This window comes from Burkholderia sp. IDO3, assembly GCF_003366075.1.
In the GTDB taxonomy this organism is placed as follows: Bacteria; Pseudomonadota; Gammaproteobacteria; order Burkholderiales; family Burkholderiaceae; genus Burkholderia; species Burkholderia anthina.
Genome location: NZ_CP028962.1, coordinates 1723277 through 1738088, shown reverse-complemented (window position 1 = coordinate 1738088; position 14812 = coordinate 1723277). Strand labels below are relative to the sequence as shown.

The window sequence follows — 14812 nt, the reverse complement described above, 5'->3', positions numbered from 1 at the left end:
CTCGTTGGTTTATCGCGGGACCGGACAGCGTGGCCGGGCGTCGCGCAGGGCGACGCGGCAGACGTGCGCGGACACGCCGCGCATGCCGGCGGCATGTCGGCGCGACGCTTCCGGCGTGGAAGCGGATTCGGAAAGATGGGACATCGGATGGGTCCTGAGGTCGGGCCGTCCATGCAACGAGCGACCGCCAAAGGCGGCGCGTGGCGCATCGGGACACCCCGCCCGGTGCGGCTGCTTGGACCTCGGGTCGATGGCAGGTCTCCTGGCTCGCGGGTCGTCATTCGCGCCGGCCTTCCCGGTTTTCCCAGTGGCATGCGGTGGCGCGGATTCGCCGCTTACAGTTGCGGGGGCAGCCGCAGATTCGAGGCGTTGCCTCTCCTGCGTTCCCTTTTGATCCCGTTCCCGGGAACCATCAGCGCGCAAGCGTAATGGCGAGCGCTCCGGCGCGTCAATTGCCGGTGCGAAGGGGATGCGAAAAAACGTCACTCTTCGCCGGATTCTTTCGAAATCCTTTCTGTTGAGGCACTCGAACCGGGCTTCACGTCTGATGAAACGGCATGCCGGCAGCCGCGCAAGTGCGCCGGAACCGGCTCGGCGCCATACCCGTCCAGCGCACGAACGCCCGCCGGAACGCTTCCTCGCCGCCGAAGCCGAGATGCGCGGCAATCCGCGCGACCGGCCAGTCCGACTCGCGCAGGCAGCGTCGCGCGACGTCGGCCAGGCATTGCTCGCGCAACACGTGATAGCCGCTGCCTTCGGCCGCCAGCCGCCGCCGTAGCGTGGCGTCGCTGACGCCGAGCCACGTCGCCAGTTCCGCGAGCGCCGGCACCGCCTGCTCGCGCGCGAGCGCCGCGTCGAGAAAGCCGCGCACCTGCTGCGCCCATGACACGACGGCCGGTGCCGCATCGATCAGACGAAACGGAAAGTCGACGAGAAATGCGTCGAGCTCGCCCGGCTGCCGGATCACGCGCGCATCGAGCCGCGCCGCGTCGAACGCGAAGCCGTAGGTTTGGCGGCCGACGTCGACCGGCGCATTGAACAGCCCGAGCAGCGGCATCGCATCGTCGCGGCGCGGATGGCCGAGCCACACTTCGTCCGGCCGCAGCGGCTGCCCGATGAGCCAGCCGAACAGTTGCAGATAGCAGAACAGGCCGGTCAGGTCGACGAGACACGCGGCCGGGCTGCGGGTGCGGCGCAGCGAATCCATCCGGAACGTCGCGCGGCCGTCGCGCACCGCGAGCGACAGCATGCCGGCACGCGGCGTCAGCATCTCGCAGAACTCGGCCGCGCAGCGGATCGCATCGGCGAGCGTCGCACAGCTGAGCAGGCAACGGCACATCAGGTCGACTTCCTGCTTGCGCATCGGCGGATGACCGTTGCCGCGCGCGACCTGCGCCTCGAGCCGTTCGATCGCGTCGCGGTACAACGCGACGAAGCCGCCGGGCGTCGTCGCGCTAACCCCGACGGCGGGCATCGCGTGCGGTTGCGCCGACGGCGCGCCGCTGCGCGTCAGTTCGTCGAGCAGGCGTGCGCCGAGGCCCGGCAGCACGCGGCCGCGTGCCGGCAATGCGCGCTGTTTCATGTGTCTCCCGTTCTGATCGCGACGATAGGGGCCGGTGATCGGCCCGGTAGGGGTTCATCCAACGTTGCCACGCAAGAATGCTACCCACGCCGGCCGCTTCCGGCCTCGCCGGAACGGCGTAGGCGGCCGGCATCGCATCCCGCCACGAACCATCCGAGACGACCCGCGAATGATCCAGATCGTAGACGAAATCACGCTCGCGCCCGAGCGCATTCCCGACGTGCTTGCCCTGCTGCGCGACCGCTATTTGCCGGGCCACGCGGCGCGCGGGCTGACGGCGGCCGGGCGCTGGGTGTCGCCGCCCGTCGCGGTGCCGGGGCGGCCGAGCACGCTGTGGCTGACCTGGCAGGTTGCCGATGCGCCCGCGTACTACCGGATGCGCGCGCTGACCGATGCCGACGTGGTCGCATTCTGGATGGCCGTCGATGCGCTGTGCGACGCACGCCGCCGCCACGTGATGACGGACGCCGACGCGCCGCTGCCGGCCTTGACGGAGGTCGACCATGCAGCATGACACGGCGCAGGTATTCGTTTCGGCCGCTGCCGATGCCGGCGCAACCGAGCGTGCGCTGCGCGATGCCGCGCACGCGCTGCCCGGCGCCACCCGCGTGTCGCTCGAGCGCAATCTCGACGGATGCTGGGGCGCGGGCGACTACACGCTCGACGTGCTGCGCGACGAACGGGCAACCGATTGCGCGACGGATTTCACCGCGCTGGCCGGGCTGCCGGGCGTCGTGCGGATCGACGGCGCCGCGTGCCGGGCGATCGGCGGCGGCCTGCGCGAACCGGCGCTGCGCGACGGCGTCTGGCGCACGCTGATGCTGCGCGTGCGGCCACAGGCCGACGACACGCAGGTTGCCGCACTCGAACGCGAACTGCTGCGCATGCCCGCGTTCATGCCCGGCATCCGCAACTGGCGGCTGAGCCGGATCGTGACGCCGGGCGCGTGGACGCACGTGTGGCAACAGGAATTCGCGCGCGTCGGCGATCTGCTCGGCGAATACCTGCTGCATCCCTATCACTGGGGCTGGGTCGATCGCCGGTTCGACGCGGAAAGCCCCGACTGGACCGTCGATGCGATCTCGCACGCGTTCTGTCCGCTCGCGTCGAGCCTGCTGGCCGAGACGGCGGCGTGACGCGCGGCGACCGATCCCGATCCATGCGACCTATCAATACAGGAGACACCACCATGCGAGCCTTGCTGATCGACCGCGTCGGCCATTCCGACGCGCTGCGACTGGCCGACGTTCCCGTGCCGAAGCCGGGCCCCGGCGACGTGCTGATCCGCGTCGCGTACGCGGGCGTCAATCCCGCCGACTGGAAATGCCGGGAAGGCTATCTCGGCGCGTTCATGCGGATCGCGTTCCCGTTCGTGATCGGCTTCGATGCCGCTGGCGTGGTCGAAGCGGTCGGCGACGGTGTCGAAGGCTTCGCGCCGGGGATGCGCGTGTTCGCGCAGACCGACGTCGGCGCCGGGCGCTGGGGGGCCTATGCGGAATACGTCGCGGTGCGCCACGATTCGGTCGTGCGCCTGCCCGACGCGGTCGGCTTCGCGGAGGCGGCCGCCACGCCGACGCCCGCGCTGGCCGCATGGGCCGGCCTGTTCGACGACGGCGGGCTGCGCGCCGGGCAGACGGTGCTCATTCACGGCGGCGCGGGCGCGGTCGGCACGTTTGCGATCCAGCTTGCCGCCCAGGCCGGCGCGCGCGTCGCGGCGACGTGCTCGGCGCGCAATCGCGAGACGGTCGAATCGCTCGGCGCGGCGCAGGGCATCGACTATCGCGAACAGGACATCGCCGCGGCCGTGCGGGCATGGGCGCCGGGCGGCGTCGACCTCGTGCTCGACGCGGTCGGCGGCGACACGCTGCCCGCCGCGCTCGACCTGCTTGCGGCGGGCGGCACGCTCGTCAACATCATGACGCTCGCGCCCGGCGATGCGGAGCGGCTCGCCGCGACGGCGGCCGAGGCCGGCCAGCGCGGCCTGCGCACCGCGATGACCTACAGCCGGATGCCGAGCGGCGCGACGCTCGGCCTGATCGCCGAACGGCTCGGCCGGCGCGCGTTGCGCGTGCCGCGCTTCGACCGTTTTCCGCTCGAACAGGCCGCGCGGGCGCTCGATCTCGTTCAAACGGGCGACGCGAAAACCAAGCTCGTGCTGCATGTTGCGGATATCGCGGACTGAAACCGAACGCTTCGCACCGAATCCCCCCTTCACCGGAGACACCATGACCGACCCCAGAACCGGACGACTCGCAGGCAAATGCGCGCTCGTGACGGGCGCGAGCCGCGGCATCGGCCGCGCGATCGCGCAGCGCCTCGCATCCGAAGGCGCGACCGTCGTCGTGACGGCGCGCAGCCTCACGCAATCGGCAACGACCGCCGGCACGCTCACCGAAACGGTCGCGTTGATCGAGCAGGCGGGCGGCCGCGCGATCGCGCTGGCCGCCGACCTGTCGAATGCCGCCGAGCGCGACGCGCTCGTCGCGCGCGCGGCCCAGGCGGCCGGCGGCCTCGACATCCTCGTGAACAACGCGGGCGTGGCCGACTACGCGTGCGTCGACGCGATGCCGATGGCGATGTTCGATACGACGATCGAACACTATCTGCGCATCCCGTTCGCGCTGGCCCAGGCCGCGATTCCGCTGATGCGCGCACGCGGCGCCGGCTGGATCGTCAACGTCGGGTCGGTCACCGCGCTCGCGCCGCTGCGGCCGTTCGACGAGTTCGCGCGCGCGGGCGGCGCGACCGTCTATGCGGCGGTCAAGGCCGCGTTGTCGCGCTTCACGCAGGGGCTCGCGGCCGAACTCGAAGCGGACGGCATCGCGGTGAACCTGGTCGCGCCGAGCACCGCGATCCGCACGCCGGGCGCGGCGCGCTATATCCCCGAAGGCTATCCGACCGAGGACGTCGCGTACCTCGCGGAAACCGCGCTGGCGCTGTGCAGCCTGCCGGCGCGCGAGCGCACGGGCCTCGTCACGCACAGCCTGCATTTCCCGCTGTCGCAGGGGCTCGCGGTGCGTTCGCTCGACGGCCGCACGCCGTTGCCGCCGCCCGAGATTCCCGCGTATGCCCATCCCCACATCGACCCGACAGGACGCTGACATGACGAACCCGATTCGCTTCGACGGCGGCACCGCCGTGATCACCGGCGCGGCCAGCGGCATCGGCAGCGGGCTTGCGCGCCACGCGGCCGCGCTCGGCATGCGCGTCGTGCTGGCCGACCTCGACCCGGAGAAGCTCGACGCCTTTGCCGCGACGCTCGATACCGACGTGCTGTGCGTGCCGACCGACGTCAGCCGGCCGCAAGCCGTCGACGCGCTGGCCGACGCCGCGTGGCGGCGCTTCGGCGGCGTCGACCTGCTGTTCAACAACGCGGGCGTGATGGCGACCGGCTTCAGTTGGGAAATCACGCCGGAACGGTTCGAGCGCAGCTTCGCGATCAACGTGCACGGCGTGATGAACGGCATCCGCAGCTTCGTGCCGCGCATGCTGGAACGCAACGTGCCGGCGCGCATCGTGAATACCGCGTCGGTGGGCGGCTTCCTGCCGAGCCCGCTGATGTCGCCGTATTCGGCGACGAAGTTCGCGGTGGTCGCGCTGACCGAATCGCTGTACGGCGAGCTGAAGATGCTCGGCGCGCCGGTCGGCGTGTCGCTGCTCGCGCCGGGGCCGGTGCAGACGGGCATCTTCAACGACCCGTTCGGCGCCGCGCACGACCGGCCGGAAGTGCAGGGCTTCGTCGACACGATGCGCGCGATGCTGAACGCGCACGGACTCACGCCCGACGCGTTCGCCGCGCGGGTGTTCGACGGCATTCGCGACGGACGCTATTGGCTGATTCCGCAGCCGGAGACGATCGACGGCGCGCTGCAGCGGCGTACCGCCGACGTCCTTGCCGCGCGCGATCCGTCGCTGCCGTCGTTGTGATGCGGCGATGCCGCGATGTCGCGATGTCGCGATGCAGGCCGGCCGACGCGGCCGGTCCACACGGCGTTACATATGCGTGCTGCCGCGCGTGCGGCCGGACGGATCGCCGCCGCGATCGGGCGGCGTATTGTTCTGATCGATCTTCGCGAGCACGAAGCCGGCGTGCGGCAGCGCGGCGGGCGCACGGTGAGCGGGCCGCGCGACGTCGTCGCGCGGCGAGACAGCGGGAAACCCGGATGACGTCACGCCCGGTTGAGCGAACGCCGAGAGGGATGCGGCCGCGAGGGCGGCAGCGACGATCGCGTGCGTGTTCATGGCGACTCCTTCTTCACGACTGACTGCGGGATCACGCAATGAGTCTAGGTCGCGAAACTTAACGCGACGTGAAGGCGCCGTCGCACGGATGACGGACGCTGCATGACGTCATCCGCGCGCCGCGGCGGTCATGCGGCGGCGGATACCAGCGCGCAGAATGTCTCGAGATCGACGTTGCCGCCGCTGATCACGATGCCCACGCGCTTGCCTTGCAGTTCGTCCTTCATCCGGCGTGCGGCCGCGAACGACAGGCAGCCGGTCGGCTCCACGACAATCTTCATACGGGTCGCGAAAAAGCGCATGCAGTCGACCAGTTCCGCATCGGTCGCGGTCAGGATGTCGTCGACGTCGCGCCGCAGGATCGGGAACGTCAGGTTGCCGAGATGCTGCGTCTGCGCGCCGTCGGCGATCGTGCGCGGCGTGTCGATATGCACGATCGACCCCGAGCGGAACGACTGCTGGCCGTCGTTGCCGGCTTCCGGCTCGACGCCGTACAGCTTCGCATGCGGCGACAGCGCGCGCGTCGCGAGCGCCGTGCCCGACAGCAGGCCGCCGCCGCCGAGCGGCGTGAACACCGCGTCGAGCGGCCCGACCTCGTCGAACAGTTCCTTGGCCGCCGTGCCCTGGCCCGCGATCACGTCCGCGTGGTCGTAGGGCGGGACCAGCGTGAGCCCGTGCTTCTCCGCGAGCGCGCGGCCGATCTGCTCGCGGTCCTCGGTATAGCGGTCGTAGGTCACCACGTTGCCGCCGTAGCCGCGCGTGGCGGCCATCTTCGCGGCCGGCGCGTCCTGCGGCATCACGATGGTTGCCGGAATGCCGAGCATGCGCGCCGACAGCGCAATCGCCTGCGCATGGTTGCCCGACGAGAACGCGACGACGCCGTTGCGGCGCTGCGTCGCGTCGAAGCGCGACAGCGCGTTGAACGCGCCGCGGAACTTGAACGCGCCCATGCGCTGCAGGTTCTCGCACTTGAAGAACACCTGCGCGCCCAGCGCTTCGTCGATCGTGCGGGACGTCATCACCGGCGTGCGGTGCGCGTGGCCGTCGAGCCGCGCCGCGGCGGCCGCGACGTCGTCGTAGGTGGGGAGGGTCGGAGTGGTCATGAGTCGCTCGTCGGAAGGGTCGGTCAACAGGTAAGCGGGGCGCGCATGCGCCTCGCATCATTTCGCATCGTTGTAGACGGTGGCGCGCGAGACGCCGAGATGCTGCGACACGATTTCCATCGCGCGGCGCACCTCGAGGAAGCCGTCGGTCTTCAGCATCTGCATCAGCTCGCGGCGCTGGTCGGTCTTCAGTTCACGCGGCGTGGTCGCGAGGCGCGTCGCGAACGCATCGATGCGCTGCCGGATCGCATCCGCGCCGGCCGGGTCGAGCGTCTCGGCGACCGGTTCGCCTTCCATGCTGCAGAACTGGTTCAGCATCCCCTGGAAGCCGCGGAACAGCGTGACGTCGGCGTTCAGGCACAGCGCGGCCACGTAGCGGCCGTTCGAATCCTTGATCCCGATCGACGTGCTCTTCGCGGTGCGGCCGTCGGCGAAACGGTTTGCGTAGTTCGGGAGCACCTGCGGGAAGTCGTCGTCGGCGATGCGCGCCAGGCCGAGCTCGGTCGCCGGATCGCCGACCGCGCGGCCGGACAGGTTGTTGTGGATCGCGAGAATCGCGTGCTCGGGCGTGCGCAGGTCGTGCACGACGACCTCGGTGAACGGCGCGAACATCGCGCCGAGCCCTTCGGCGATGCGCTGCATCTGTTCGATCAGCGACGCCTGTTCCGATTGCGACGTTTTGCGGGGCGTGGTCATGCGCTGGCCTGGCGCGTGGGCGCGTCGGTGGCGTCGGGCCGCGTGATGTCGGCCAGCAGCGGGCGGGCGATGCGCACGTAGTCGGACGCGTCGAGCACGACGGAGCGGTCGAGGCGGCCTGCGTTGAATGCGATCTCGTCGTTGTGTTCGATCAGCGCGGGATCGACGACGAGCGTCACGTTCGCGTCGAACACGAACGGCGGCACCGCGCCCATCACGCAGCGCGTGACGGCGGCCGCCAGTTCGGGCGGCGCGAGCGTCGCCTTGCGGCGGCCGAGCGCGCCGGCGACTTTCCGGAAATCGATCTTCAGATGACCGGGGATCACCGCGAGCGCGGCGGCGTCGCCGCCGTCCTTGAACGTGCAGAGCATCGCCTTCGCGCCCTGTTCGGGGCGTGTGCCGCGAATCGCGGCGATCACGTCGGATTTGCCTTCGGCCGGATGTTCCAGCACGCGGAACCGCGCGCCGGACGTATTCAGCAGGGCGCACAGCGCGTCGAAAACAGGGTAGTCGCTCATGTCGTTGCGGGCAGGCGGGTGCGCATTGCGGTACGCGGGGGACGGCGCATCGCAATGCGCTGTCGATGGATTGTCCAAGTATAGACGTTTTGTCATGTCGATGGCAAAAGCCGCAAGCATGGATCGCGATACGTGTCCTCCCACCAACTGCCGAAAGATCGTTTCATATCGCGAAATGCGCGTCGAATTCCCGTCGCGCGGCCTTCCCGCCGCTTGAAAACCTGTTTTGCATCGCAAAATGCTGTTCTTATCTCATTGAAAAACAAGCGAAATTTATATCTTATGTCTTATATAAGAGTTGGTGGACAGCGCGCCGCGCGGCGTTACTATTAAGTCCATGCAGTTCGCTTCGTCACGCGGGGCGGGCAGGCTGAACCCTTTACTCAAATGCGCTTCGTTCCCAGGAGATAGACATGTCCCAATATCAAGACGACATCAAGGCAGTGGCTGGTTTGAAGGAGAAGCAAGGCAGCGCGTGGAATGCCATCAATCCGGAATCCGCTGCCCGCATGCGCGCCCAGAACAAGTTCAAGACGGGCCTGGACATTGCCAGGTACACCGCGAAGATCATGCGCGCCGACATGGCCGCGTACGATGCCGATCCGGCCAAGTACACGCAGTCGCTGGGTTGCTGGCACGGCTTCATCGGCCAGCAGAAGATGATCTCCATCAAGAAGCACTTCAACAGCACCGAACGCCGCTACCTGTACCTGTCGGGCTGGATGGTCGCCGCGCTGCGCTCGGAGTTCGGCCCGCTGCCGGATCAGTCGATGCACGAAAAGACCTCGGTCAGCGCGCTGATCCGCGAGCTGTACACGTTCCTGCGCCAGGCCGACGCCCGTGAGCTCGGCGGCCTGTTCCGCGAGCTGGACGCCGCCAAGGATGCCGCTGCCAGGGCCGCGATCCAGGAAAAGATCGACAACCACGTGACGCACGTCGTGCCGATCATCGCCGACATCGACGCCGGCTTCGGCAACGCGGAAGCAACCTACCTGCTGGCCAAGCAGTTCATCGAAGCAGGCGCATGCTGCATCCAGATCGAGAACCAGGTGTCCGACGAGAAGCAGTGCGGCCACCAGGACGGCAAGGTCACGGTGCCGCACGAGGACTTCCTCGCGAAGATCCGCGCGATCCGCTACGCGTTCCTCGAACTGGGCGTGGACGACGGCATCATCGTCGCCCGTACCGATTCGCTCGGCGCCGGCCTGACCAAGCAGATCGCCGTGACCAGCACGCCGGGCGACCTGGGCGACCAGTACAACGCGTTCCTCGACTGCGAAGAACTGTCGCCCGACCAGCTCGGCAACGGTGACGTCGTCATCAAGCGCGACGGCAAGCTGCTGCGTCCGAAGCGCCTGCCGAGCAACCTGTTCCAGTTCCGCTCGGGCACGGGTGAAGCGCGTTGCGTGCTGGATTGCATCACGTCGCTGCAGAACGGCGCCGACCTGCTGTGGATCGAAACCGAAAAGCCGCACATCGCGCAGATCGGCGGCATGGTCAACGAGATCCGCAAGGTGATCCCGAACGCGAAGCTGGTGTACAACAACAGCCCGTCGTTCAACTGGACGCTGAACTTCCGTCAGCAGGCTTACGATGCGCTGAAGGCCGAAGGCAAGGACGTGTCGGCGTACGACCGCGCACGCCTGATGAGCGTGGAGTACGACGAAACCGAGCTGGCGAAGATCGCCGACGACAAGATCCGCACGTTCCAGGCCGACGCATCGCGTGAAGCCGGCATCTTCCACCACCTGATCACGCTGCCGACGTACCACACGGCCGCGCTGTCGACCGACAATCTGGCCAAGGAATACTTCGGCGACCAGGGCATGCTCGGCTACGTGGCCGGCGTGCAGCGCAAGGAAATCCGTCAGGGCATCGCGTGCGTCAAGCACCAGAACATGTCCGGCTCGGATATCGGCGACGACCACAAGGAATACTTCAGCGGCGAAGCAGCGCTGAAGGCGGCGGGCAAGGACAACACGATGAACCAGTTCTGATATCCGTCGGACCCGAAGCAGAAAAGCCAACCCGTTGCGGGTTGGCTTTTTTTATCCGCGCACCGCCTTCACGACATACTGGCTCGTCGGCACCACGTCGATCTTGTCGAAATCGATGAAGCGTCCGCAGCTGTCCATCATCTCCGCCACGTTGCGCTGGAATTTCTCCTCGTCGCCGACCGCATCGAAGAACGCGTGCGGATCGGTCATCGCCGCGGCCGGGAAGCATTCCTCGACGATCGCGTCGTAGCCGGGCGCCGCGTGCGTGAGCGCCCGCACGACCACGTTCTGCACGTACTGGAAATTGTCCTGCGTATCGATCGCGACGCGCGTGTGATGACCATGCCACACGTCGAGCCACGCTTCGTGCGTGAGTCGCGGCGGGCGCTTCAGGAACGCAAGCTGCGAGAAGCCGCTCGTGCGTTCGCCGGGCCGCGCGGGAAAGCGCGTGTTCGGAATCGGCTGCGATTCGGTGACGAGATACGCGGCCATGTGCGGGACGACCGCGCGCACCGCATCGTCGAACGGCTGGCGGAACATCGGGTTCGCGCTGTCGAGCCACACCGCGACGATGCCGTCGATGCCCGGGTGCGTATTGGTCTGCTTGAGCGCCGCGGCCGGCGCGACGTCGGCATCGGCGACGTTCGCCTGCACGCCGTGCGCGCCGAGCGACAGCAGCGTGTCCGCGAGTTGCGCGCGCACGCTGCGGCTCCACTGATCGGGCGCGACCTGCGCATCGCGCCACAACACGTAAATGACTTTCTCCATTGCTCCGGCTCCAGAGGGAATGACGGGATCGGCGGCGCTGCCGCCGGGTTTCAGGACGCGTTGACGGTGGAATCGGCCGCGTCGCGCGCACCCGGTGCGAAGCGGTTCTCGGTCAACGTGAACGACGGCGGAATCGGCGACGTGACGGTTTCGAACAGCCGCTCGTGGCGCGTCGCGTGAATGCGCCACATGCCGTCGCGCTTCACGTACTGGTCGTCGTAGAACGCGGTGCCGTGCACCAGGTAGTTGTCCTCTAGATTGATCGCGTGATCCTCGAGAAACCACACGCCGCATGCGTGATCGGCCGATATCAGCGTGAGTTCGGGGTGATGGCCGTGATGCATCGTCAGGACGGTCGGCTTGCCGATCAGCGCACGCAGGCTCGACACGAACGCGTCGCGGCCGTCGTATGCATAGCGGCCGCCTTGCAGCCGCACTTCGCAGTCGTCGGTCACGCATTGTTCGAGCAGCGACCAGTCGTGCGTGTCGATCGCGCGGAAATACCGGTACTTCAACTGCCGGATCTGCTCGTATTCGAAGAGCGTGCGGGTTGTCTCGTCCATCGCCGTATCTCGTGGTGGTGTCGTTCGATGGTAGGAACGAAGCCGCCCGCGTCACATCGTCTGTTCGGACGAACGCGGCGACGGCATCGTCGGCGCATGCCGATACAGACCACCGGATTCATCCAAACAGGTGATGGCCGCGCTTTCGTGCGCCTGTAACGTGGCGTCGACGCGGCTTCGATCCGCGCACACGAGACCAAGGAGAGACGGCATGACCCCGATCGAACGAATGGAAGCGCGCGTGCGCAGGCTCGAGGACGCCGATGCGATCCGCCGCCTGAAGGCCCGCTACTTCACGTGCTGCGACCGGAAGGACCCGCGGGGCATGCGCGACTGTTTCGCGCCCGGCACCGTGCACATCGACTACGGGCGGATCGGCACGTTCGACCATCGCGACGCGCTCGTCGACGTGTTCGAGCGGCTCGGCTGCCATCCGCACATCGTCGAGATGCACCACGGCGTGAACCCCGACATCACCGTGCTCGACGACACGCATGCACGCGGCACGTGGGGGCTGCATTACCAGATGCTCGATACGCACGCGCACACGCTCACGCAGCTCGGCGCGACCTACGACGACGAATACCGGAAGGTCGACGGCGAATGGAAGATCGCGGCCACGCGCTGCGTCGTCACGTCGACGCTGTCCGCCCGCTACGAAGGCGATGCGCCGGGCGTGCTGTTCGCCGGCGCGCAGCCGCCTGCGATGTGACGACGCGCTCCGCTCGCGTCGGTTGAGAACATTCCCCAGGAGACATCGAACATGACACAGAACCACGAGGCGCCGGTCGCCGTCGTGACGGGCGCGTCGCGCGGCGCGGGCAAGGGCATCGCGCGCGCACTCGGCGCGGCCGGCATGACCGTCTACGTGACGGGCCGCTCGCAGCACGAAGGCGATGCGCCGCTGCCCGGCACGATCCACGAGACGGCGCGCGAGATCGACGCGCTGGGCGGCCGCGGGATCGCGGTCGCATGCGACCACGCGGACGACGCGCAGGTGAAGGCGCTATTTGAACGGGTCGAACGCGAAAGCGGGCAGCTCGACATCCTCGTCAACAACGCGACCTATCTGCACGATCAGCTGATCCTGCCCGGCCCGTTCTGGGAGAAGTCGCTTGACCTCGTGAACATCCTCGACGTCGGGCTGCGCTCGGCCTACGTGGCGAGCTGGCACGCGGCGCCGCTGATGGCGAAGCGCCGCAGCGGGCTGATCGCGTTCACGTCGTCGTTCGGCGCGAGCTGCTACATGCACGGCGCGGCATACGGTGCGCAGAAGTCCGGCGTCGACAAGTTCGCGAAGGACATGGCGGTCGACCTGAAACCGTTCGACGTGGCCGCCGTGTCGATCTGGATGGGCCCGCTGCGCACCGAGCGCACGACGCGCGTGTGGCGCGAGCATCCCGATCTGTACAAGGAATTCTCGCTCGTCGCCGAAAGCCCGGAATTCACCGGCCGCGTGATTCAGGCGATCCACGCCGATCCGCAACGCATGGCGCTGTCGGGGCAGGTGCTGGTCGGCGCGGAAGCCGCGCTGCGGTACGGCATCGCGGATCTCGACGGCAAGCAGCCGCCGTCGTATCGCGACATGCTCGGCGGCCCCGTGCAGGCGCATCCGGCGATCGTGGCGTAAGGCGCGCGCAATGGGCAATCTCGATGGCAAGGTCGCGCTCGTGACGGGCGCGGGGCAAGGCGTCGGACAAGGCGTCGCGCATGCGCTCGCGGCCGAAGGCGCGGCGGTGGCCGTGGTCGGCCGCACGCGCGACAAGCTGGTCGCGACGTGCGAGGCGATTCGCGCACGCGGCGGCGTTGCGGAGCCGTTCGTCTGCGACGTGATGGATGCCGAACAAATCGCGCAGTGCGTCGATGCGGTCGTCGAGCGGTTTCGCGGCGTGCAGATCCTGATCAACAACGCGCAGATCGTGCCGCTCGGCCGCCTGCTCGACGTGACGGACGCGGATTTTCTCGCGGGCCTCGAATCGGGGCCGATCGCGACGCTGCGGATGATGCGCGCATGTCATCCGCATCTGAAAGGCGATGGCGTGATCGTCAATTTCGCGTCGTCAGCCGCGGTGCGCTGGGATACGTCCGGTTACGGCGCATACGCGGCGACCAAGGAAGCGATCCGCGCGCTCACGCGGGCGGCCGCCTGCGAATGGGGCGCCGACGGCATCCGCGTGAACGCGGTCGCACCGCATGCGCTGTCGCCGGGGCTGAAGGGCTGGGTCGATGCGAACCCGGACGAAGCCGCCGCGTTCTTCCGCACGATCCCGCTCGGCCGCGTCGGCGACTGCGAGCGGGACATCGGGCGCGCGATCGTGTTGCTCGCGAGCCGCGACGCCGCGTATCTGACGGGCGCGACGTTGCCGCTCGACGGCGGGCAGGCGTACTGGGGCTGACGGCGCGCGGGATGCGCGCATCGCCAGGCACGGGCCGCCACGCGTGCGCGCCATCGGGCATCGCGGCCGGCAAGCCGGAACCGGAAAGCATCGGAACAATCGGAACAATCGGGAAGAGGACGACATGGGTCGACTGGAAGGGAAGGTGGCGATCGTCACGGGCGGCGCACGCGGCATGGGGGCGGCGACGTGCCGGCTGTTCGTCGAGGAAGGCGCGCGCGTCGTGATCGGCGACGTGCTCGACGCGCAAGGCGAAGCGCTCGCGCGCGAACTCGGCGACGCGGCGCGCTTCATGCGGCTCGACGTGGCCGACGAAGCGGGCTGGCAACGCGTGGCCGACGCGACCGTCGAGCAGTTCGGCCGCATCGACGTGCTCGTCAACAACGCGGCGGTGCTGATGTTCGGCGCGATCACCGCGTTGTCGAAGCGCGATTTCGAGCGCGCGGTGTCGATCAATCTCGTCGGCACGTTCGTCGGCATCCGCACGATCGCGCCGCGAATGATCGCGCAGAAGAGCGGGTCGATCGTCAACATCTCGTCGGTGGACGGGCTGCGCGGCGTGAACGCGCTGGCCGCGTACGTATCGAGCAAGTGGGGCGTGCGCGGACTCACCAAGGTTGCGGCGCTCGAACTCGGGCACCAGGGCGTGCGCGTGAGTTCGATCCATCCGGGCGGCGTGAACACCGCGATGTCGAATCCGGCCGGCGCGCCGCTCGACGAGGTCAACAAGCACTACACGCACGTGCCGCTGCAGCGCGTCGGCCTGCCTGACGAAATCGCGCGCGCGACGCTGTTTCTCGCAAGCGACGAGGCGTCGTACTGCAACGGCGCAGAACTGTCCGTCGACGGCGGGATGGCGGCGGGCGCGTATTACCCCGGATTGCCGGGCGCGCCGTTTTGAGCGGTAGCGTACACAACGCATTCATGCCGGATGTTTGTGTACGCAA

The 14812-nt window shown here is 68.3% G+C and carries 17 protein-coding genes and 1 riboswitch; of the genes, 10 read left to right on the top strand and 7 right to left on the bottom strand.

Going from position 1 to position 14812, the window contains the following annotated elements:
- Nucleotides 1-234 precede the first annotated feature (234 nt).
- A riboswitch (cobalamin riboswitch) is annotated at nt 235-429 on the bottom strand.
- Nucleotides 430-538: 109 nt separating this feature from the next.
- Complete coding sequence (locus DCN14_RS07975) at nt 539-1582, bottom strand: AraC family transcriptional regulator (RefSeq protein ID WP_096499496.1); 1044 nt, start codon at nt 1580-1582, stop codon at nt 539-541.
- A gap of 169 nt (nt 1583-1751) precedes the next feature.
- On the opposite strand from DCN14_RS07975, the gene DCN14_RS07970 reads away from it, so the two are divergent.
- From DCN14_RS07970 to DCN14_RS07950, 5 genes are read left to right on the top strand one after another with little or no spacing between them, the layout of a single operon-like run.
- Nucleotides 1752-2096: a hypothetical protein gene (locus tag DCN14_RS07970; RefSeq protein ID WP_096499494.1), complete on the top strand. Its 345-nt coding sequence runs from the start codon at nt 1752-1754 to the stop codon at nt 2094-2096.
- Entirely contained in the window at nt 2086-2718 is a 633-nt protein-coding gene (locus DCN14_RS07965; RefSeq protein ID WP_096499492.1) for a Dabb family protein, read from the top strand. The genes DCN14_RS07970 and DCN14_RS07965 overlap by 11 nt, the downstream gene beginning before the upstream one ends.
- A gap of 53 nt (nt 2719-2771) precedes the next feature.
- The gene (locus tag DCN14_RS07960) at nt 2772-3764 is read left to right on the top strand and encodes an NADP-dependent oxidoreductase (RefSeq protein ID WP_096499490.1); all 993 of its coding nucleotides are present in this window, start codon (nt 2772-2774) and stop codon (nt 3762-3764) included.
- A 43-nt stretch (nt 3765-3807) separates the two neighbouring features.
- On the top strand, nt 3808-4683 hold the full coding sequence (locus DCN14_RS07955) for an SDR family NAD(P)-dependent oxidoreductase (protein ID WP_096499488.1): 876 nt from the start codon (nt 3808-3810) through the stop codon (nt 4681-4683).
- Nucleotide 4684: 1 nt separating this feature from the next.
- Complete coding sequence (locus tag DCN14_RS07950; RefSeq protein ID WP_096499486.1) at nt 4685-5509, top strand: SDR family NAD(P)-dependent oxidoreductase; 825 nt, start codon at nt 4685-4687, stop codon at nt 5507-5509.
- A gap of 66 nt (nt 5510-5575) precedes the next feature.
- On the opposite strand, the gene DCN14_RS07945 is transcribed toward DCN14_RS07950, so the two are convergent.
- The 4 genes from DCN14_RS07945 to DCN14_RS07930 all read right to left on the bottom strand — a co-directional run bounded on the left by DCN14_RS07945 (nt 5576) and on the right by DCN14_RS07930 (nt 8141).
- Nucleotides 5576-5824, bottom strand: a complete 249-nt coding sequence (locus DCN14_RS07945; RefSeq protein ID WP_096499484.1) for a hypothetical protein — start codon at nt 5822-5824, stop codon at nt 5576-5578.
- A 128-nt stretch (nt 5825-5952) separates the two neighbouring features.
- A complete protein-coding gene (locus tag DCN14_RS07940; RefSeq protein WP_096499481.1) occupies nt 5953-6927 on the bottom strand; it encodes a threo-3-hydroxy-L-aspartate ammonia-lyase in 975 nt (324 codons plus the stop codon).
- Nucleotides 6928-6984: 57 nt separating this feature from the next.
- Complete coding sequence (locus DCN14_RS07935; RefSeq protein WP_096499479.1) at nt 6985-7623, bottom strand: helix-turn-helix transcriptional regulator; 639 nt, start codon at nt 7621-7623, stop codon at nt 6985-6987.
- Nucleotides 7620-8141 carry a YbaK/prolyl-tRNA synthetase associated domain-containing protein gene (locus DCN14_RS07930; RefSeq protein WP_096499477.1) on the bottom strand — a complete coding sequence of 174 codons (522 nt, stop codon included), beginning with the start codon at nt 8139-8141 and terminating at the stop codon, nt 7620-7622. The genes DCN14_RS07935 and DCN14_RS07930 overlap by 4 nt, the downstream gene beginning before the upstream one ends.
- A 413-nt stretch (nt 8142-8554) precedes the next feature.
- Between DCN14_RS07930 and DCN14_RS07925 the strand changes: the two genes are divergently transcribed.
- Nucleotides 8555-10138 carry an isocitrate lyase gene (locus DCN14_RS07925; protein ID WP_096499475.1) on the top strand — a complete coding sequence of 528 codons (1584 nt, stop codon included), beginning with the start codon at nt 8555-8557 and terminating at the stop codon, nt 10136-10138.
- A 51-nt stretch (nt 10139-10189) separates the two neighbouring features.
- On the opposite strand, the gene DCN14_RS07920 is transcribed toward DCN14_RS07925, so the two are convergent.
- Together DCN14_RS07920 and DCN14_RS07915 are read right to left on the bottom strand one after the other, a co-directional pair.
- Entirely contained in the window at nt 10190-10906 is a 717-nt protein-coding gene (locus DCN14_RS07920; RefSeq protein WP_096499473.1) for an EthD domain-containing protein, read from the bottom strand.
- Nucleotides 10907-10956: 50 nt separating this feature from the next.
- Nucleotides 10957-11469: a nuclear transport factor 2 family protein gene (locus tag DCN14_RS07915; protein WP_096499471.1), complete on the bottom strand. Its 513-nt coding sequence runs from the start codon at nt 11467-11469 to the stop codon at nt 10957-10959.
- Between the two features lie 211 nt (nt 11470-11680).
- On the opposite strand from DCN14_RS07915, the gene DCN14_RS07910 reads away from it, so the two are divergent.
- The 4 genes from DCN14_RS07910 (at nt 11681) to DCN14_RS07895 (ending at nt 14766) form a co-directional block, all read left to right on the top strand.
- A complete protein-coding gene (locus DCN14_RS07910; RefSeq protein ID WP_096499469.1) occupies nt 11681-12181 on the top strand; it encodes a nuclear transport factor 2 family protein in 501 nt (166 codons plus the stop codon).
- Between the two features lie 51 nt (nt 12182-12232).
- Nucleotides 12233-13099 carry an SDR family NAD(P)-dependent oxidoreductase gene (locus tag DCN14_RS07905; RefSeq protein ID WP_096499467.1) on the top strand — a complete coding sequence of 289 codons (867 nt, stop codon included), beginning with the start codon at nt 12233-12235 and terminating at the stop codon, nt 13097-13099.
- A 10-nt stretch (nt 13100-13109) separates the two neighbouring features.
- Nucleotides 13110-13865 carry an SDR family oxidoreductase gene (locus tag DCN14_RS07900; RefSeq protein ID WP_096499465.1) on the top strand — a complete coding sequence of 252 codons (756 nt, stop codon included), beginning with the start codon at nt 13110-13112 and terminating at the stop codon, nt 13863-13865.
- A gap of 124 nt (nt 13866-13989) precedes the next feature.
- A complete protein-coding gene (locus DCN14_RS07895; protein WP_096499463.1) occupies nt 13990-14766 on the top strand; it encodes a glucose 1-dehydrogenase in 777 nt (258 codons plus the stop codon).
- The last annotated feature ends 46 nt before the right edge of the window (nt 14767-14812 follow it).

Bases quoted from the DNA above. Each gene is read 5' to 3' on its own strand.
- DCN14_RS07975 (WP_096499496.1), bottom strand. From the start codon at position 1,582: ATGAAACAGCGCGCATTGCCGGCACGCGGCCGCGTGCTGCCGGGCCTC.
- DCN14_RS07905 (WP_096499467.1), top strand. From the start codon at position 12,233: ATGACACAGAACCACGAGGCGCCGGTCGCCGTCGTGACGGGCGCGTCG.
- DCN14_RS07895 (WP_096499463.1), top strand. From the start codon at position 13,990: ATGGGTCGACTGGAAGGGAAGGTGGCGATCGTCACGGGCGGCGCACGC.
- DCN14_RS07920 (WP_096499473.1), bottom strand. From the start codon at position 10,906: ATGGAGAAAGTCATTTACGTGTTGTGGCGCGATGCGCAGGTCGCGCCC.
- DCN14_RS07955 (WP_096499488.1), top strand. From the start codon at position 3,808: ATGACCGACCCCAGAACCGGACGACTCGCAGGCAAATGCGCGCTCGTG.
- DCN14_RS07950 (WP_096499486.1), top strand. From the start codon at position 4,685: ATGACGAACCCGATTCGCTTCGACGGCGGCACCGCCGTGATCACCGGC.
- DCN14_RS07940 (WP_096499481.1), bottom strand. From the start codon at position 6,927: ATGACCACTCCGACCCTCCCCACCTACGACGACGTCGCGGCCGCCGCG.
- DCN14_RS07970 (WP_096499494.1), top strand. From the start codon at position 1,752: ATGATCCAGATCGTAGACGAAATCACGCTCGCGCCCGAGCGCATTCCC.
- DCN14_RS07930 (WP_096499477.1), bottom strand. From the start codon at position 8,141: ATGAGCGACTACCCTGTTTTCGACGCGCTGTGCGCCCTGCTGAATACG.
- DCN14_RS07935 (WP_096499479.1), bottom strand. From the start codon at position 7,623: ATGACCACGCCCCGCAAAACGTCGCAATCGGAACAGGCGTCGCTGATC.
- DCN14_RS07915 (WP_096499471.1), bottom strand. From the start codon at position 11,469: ATGGACGAGACAACCCGCACGCTCTTCGAATACGAGCAGATCCGGCAG.
- DCN14_RS07960 (WP_096499490.1), top strand. From the start codon at position 2,772: ATGCGAGCCTTGCTGATCGACCGCGTCGGCCATTCCGACGCGCTGCGA.
- DCN14_RS07925 (WP_096499475.1), top strand. From the start codon at position 8,555: ATGTCCCAATATCAAGACGACATCAAGGCAGTGGCTGGTTTGAAGGAG.
- DCN14_RS07965 (WP_096499492.1), top strand. From the start codon at position 2,086: ATGCAGCATGACACGGCGCAGGTATTCGTTTCGGCCGCTGCCGATGCC.
- DCN14_RS07945 (WP_096499484.1), bottom strand. From the start codon at position 5,824: ATGAACACGCACGCGATCGTCGCTGCCGCCCTCGCGGCCGCATCCCTC.
- DCN14_RS07900 (WP_096499465.1), top strand. From the start codon at position 13,110: ATGGGCAATCTCGATGGCAAGGTCGCGCTCGTGACGGGCGCGGGGCAA.
- DCN14_RS07910 (WP_096499469.1), top strand. From the start codon at position 11,681: ATGACCCCGATCGAACGAATGGAAGCGCGCGTGCGCAGGCTCGAGGAC.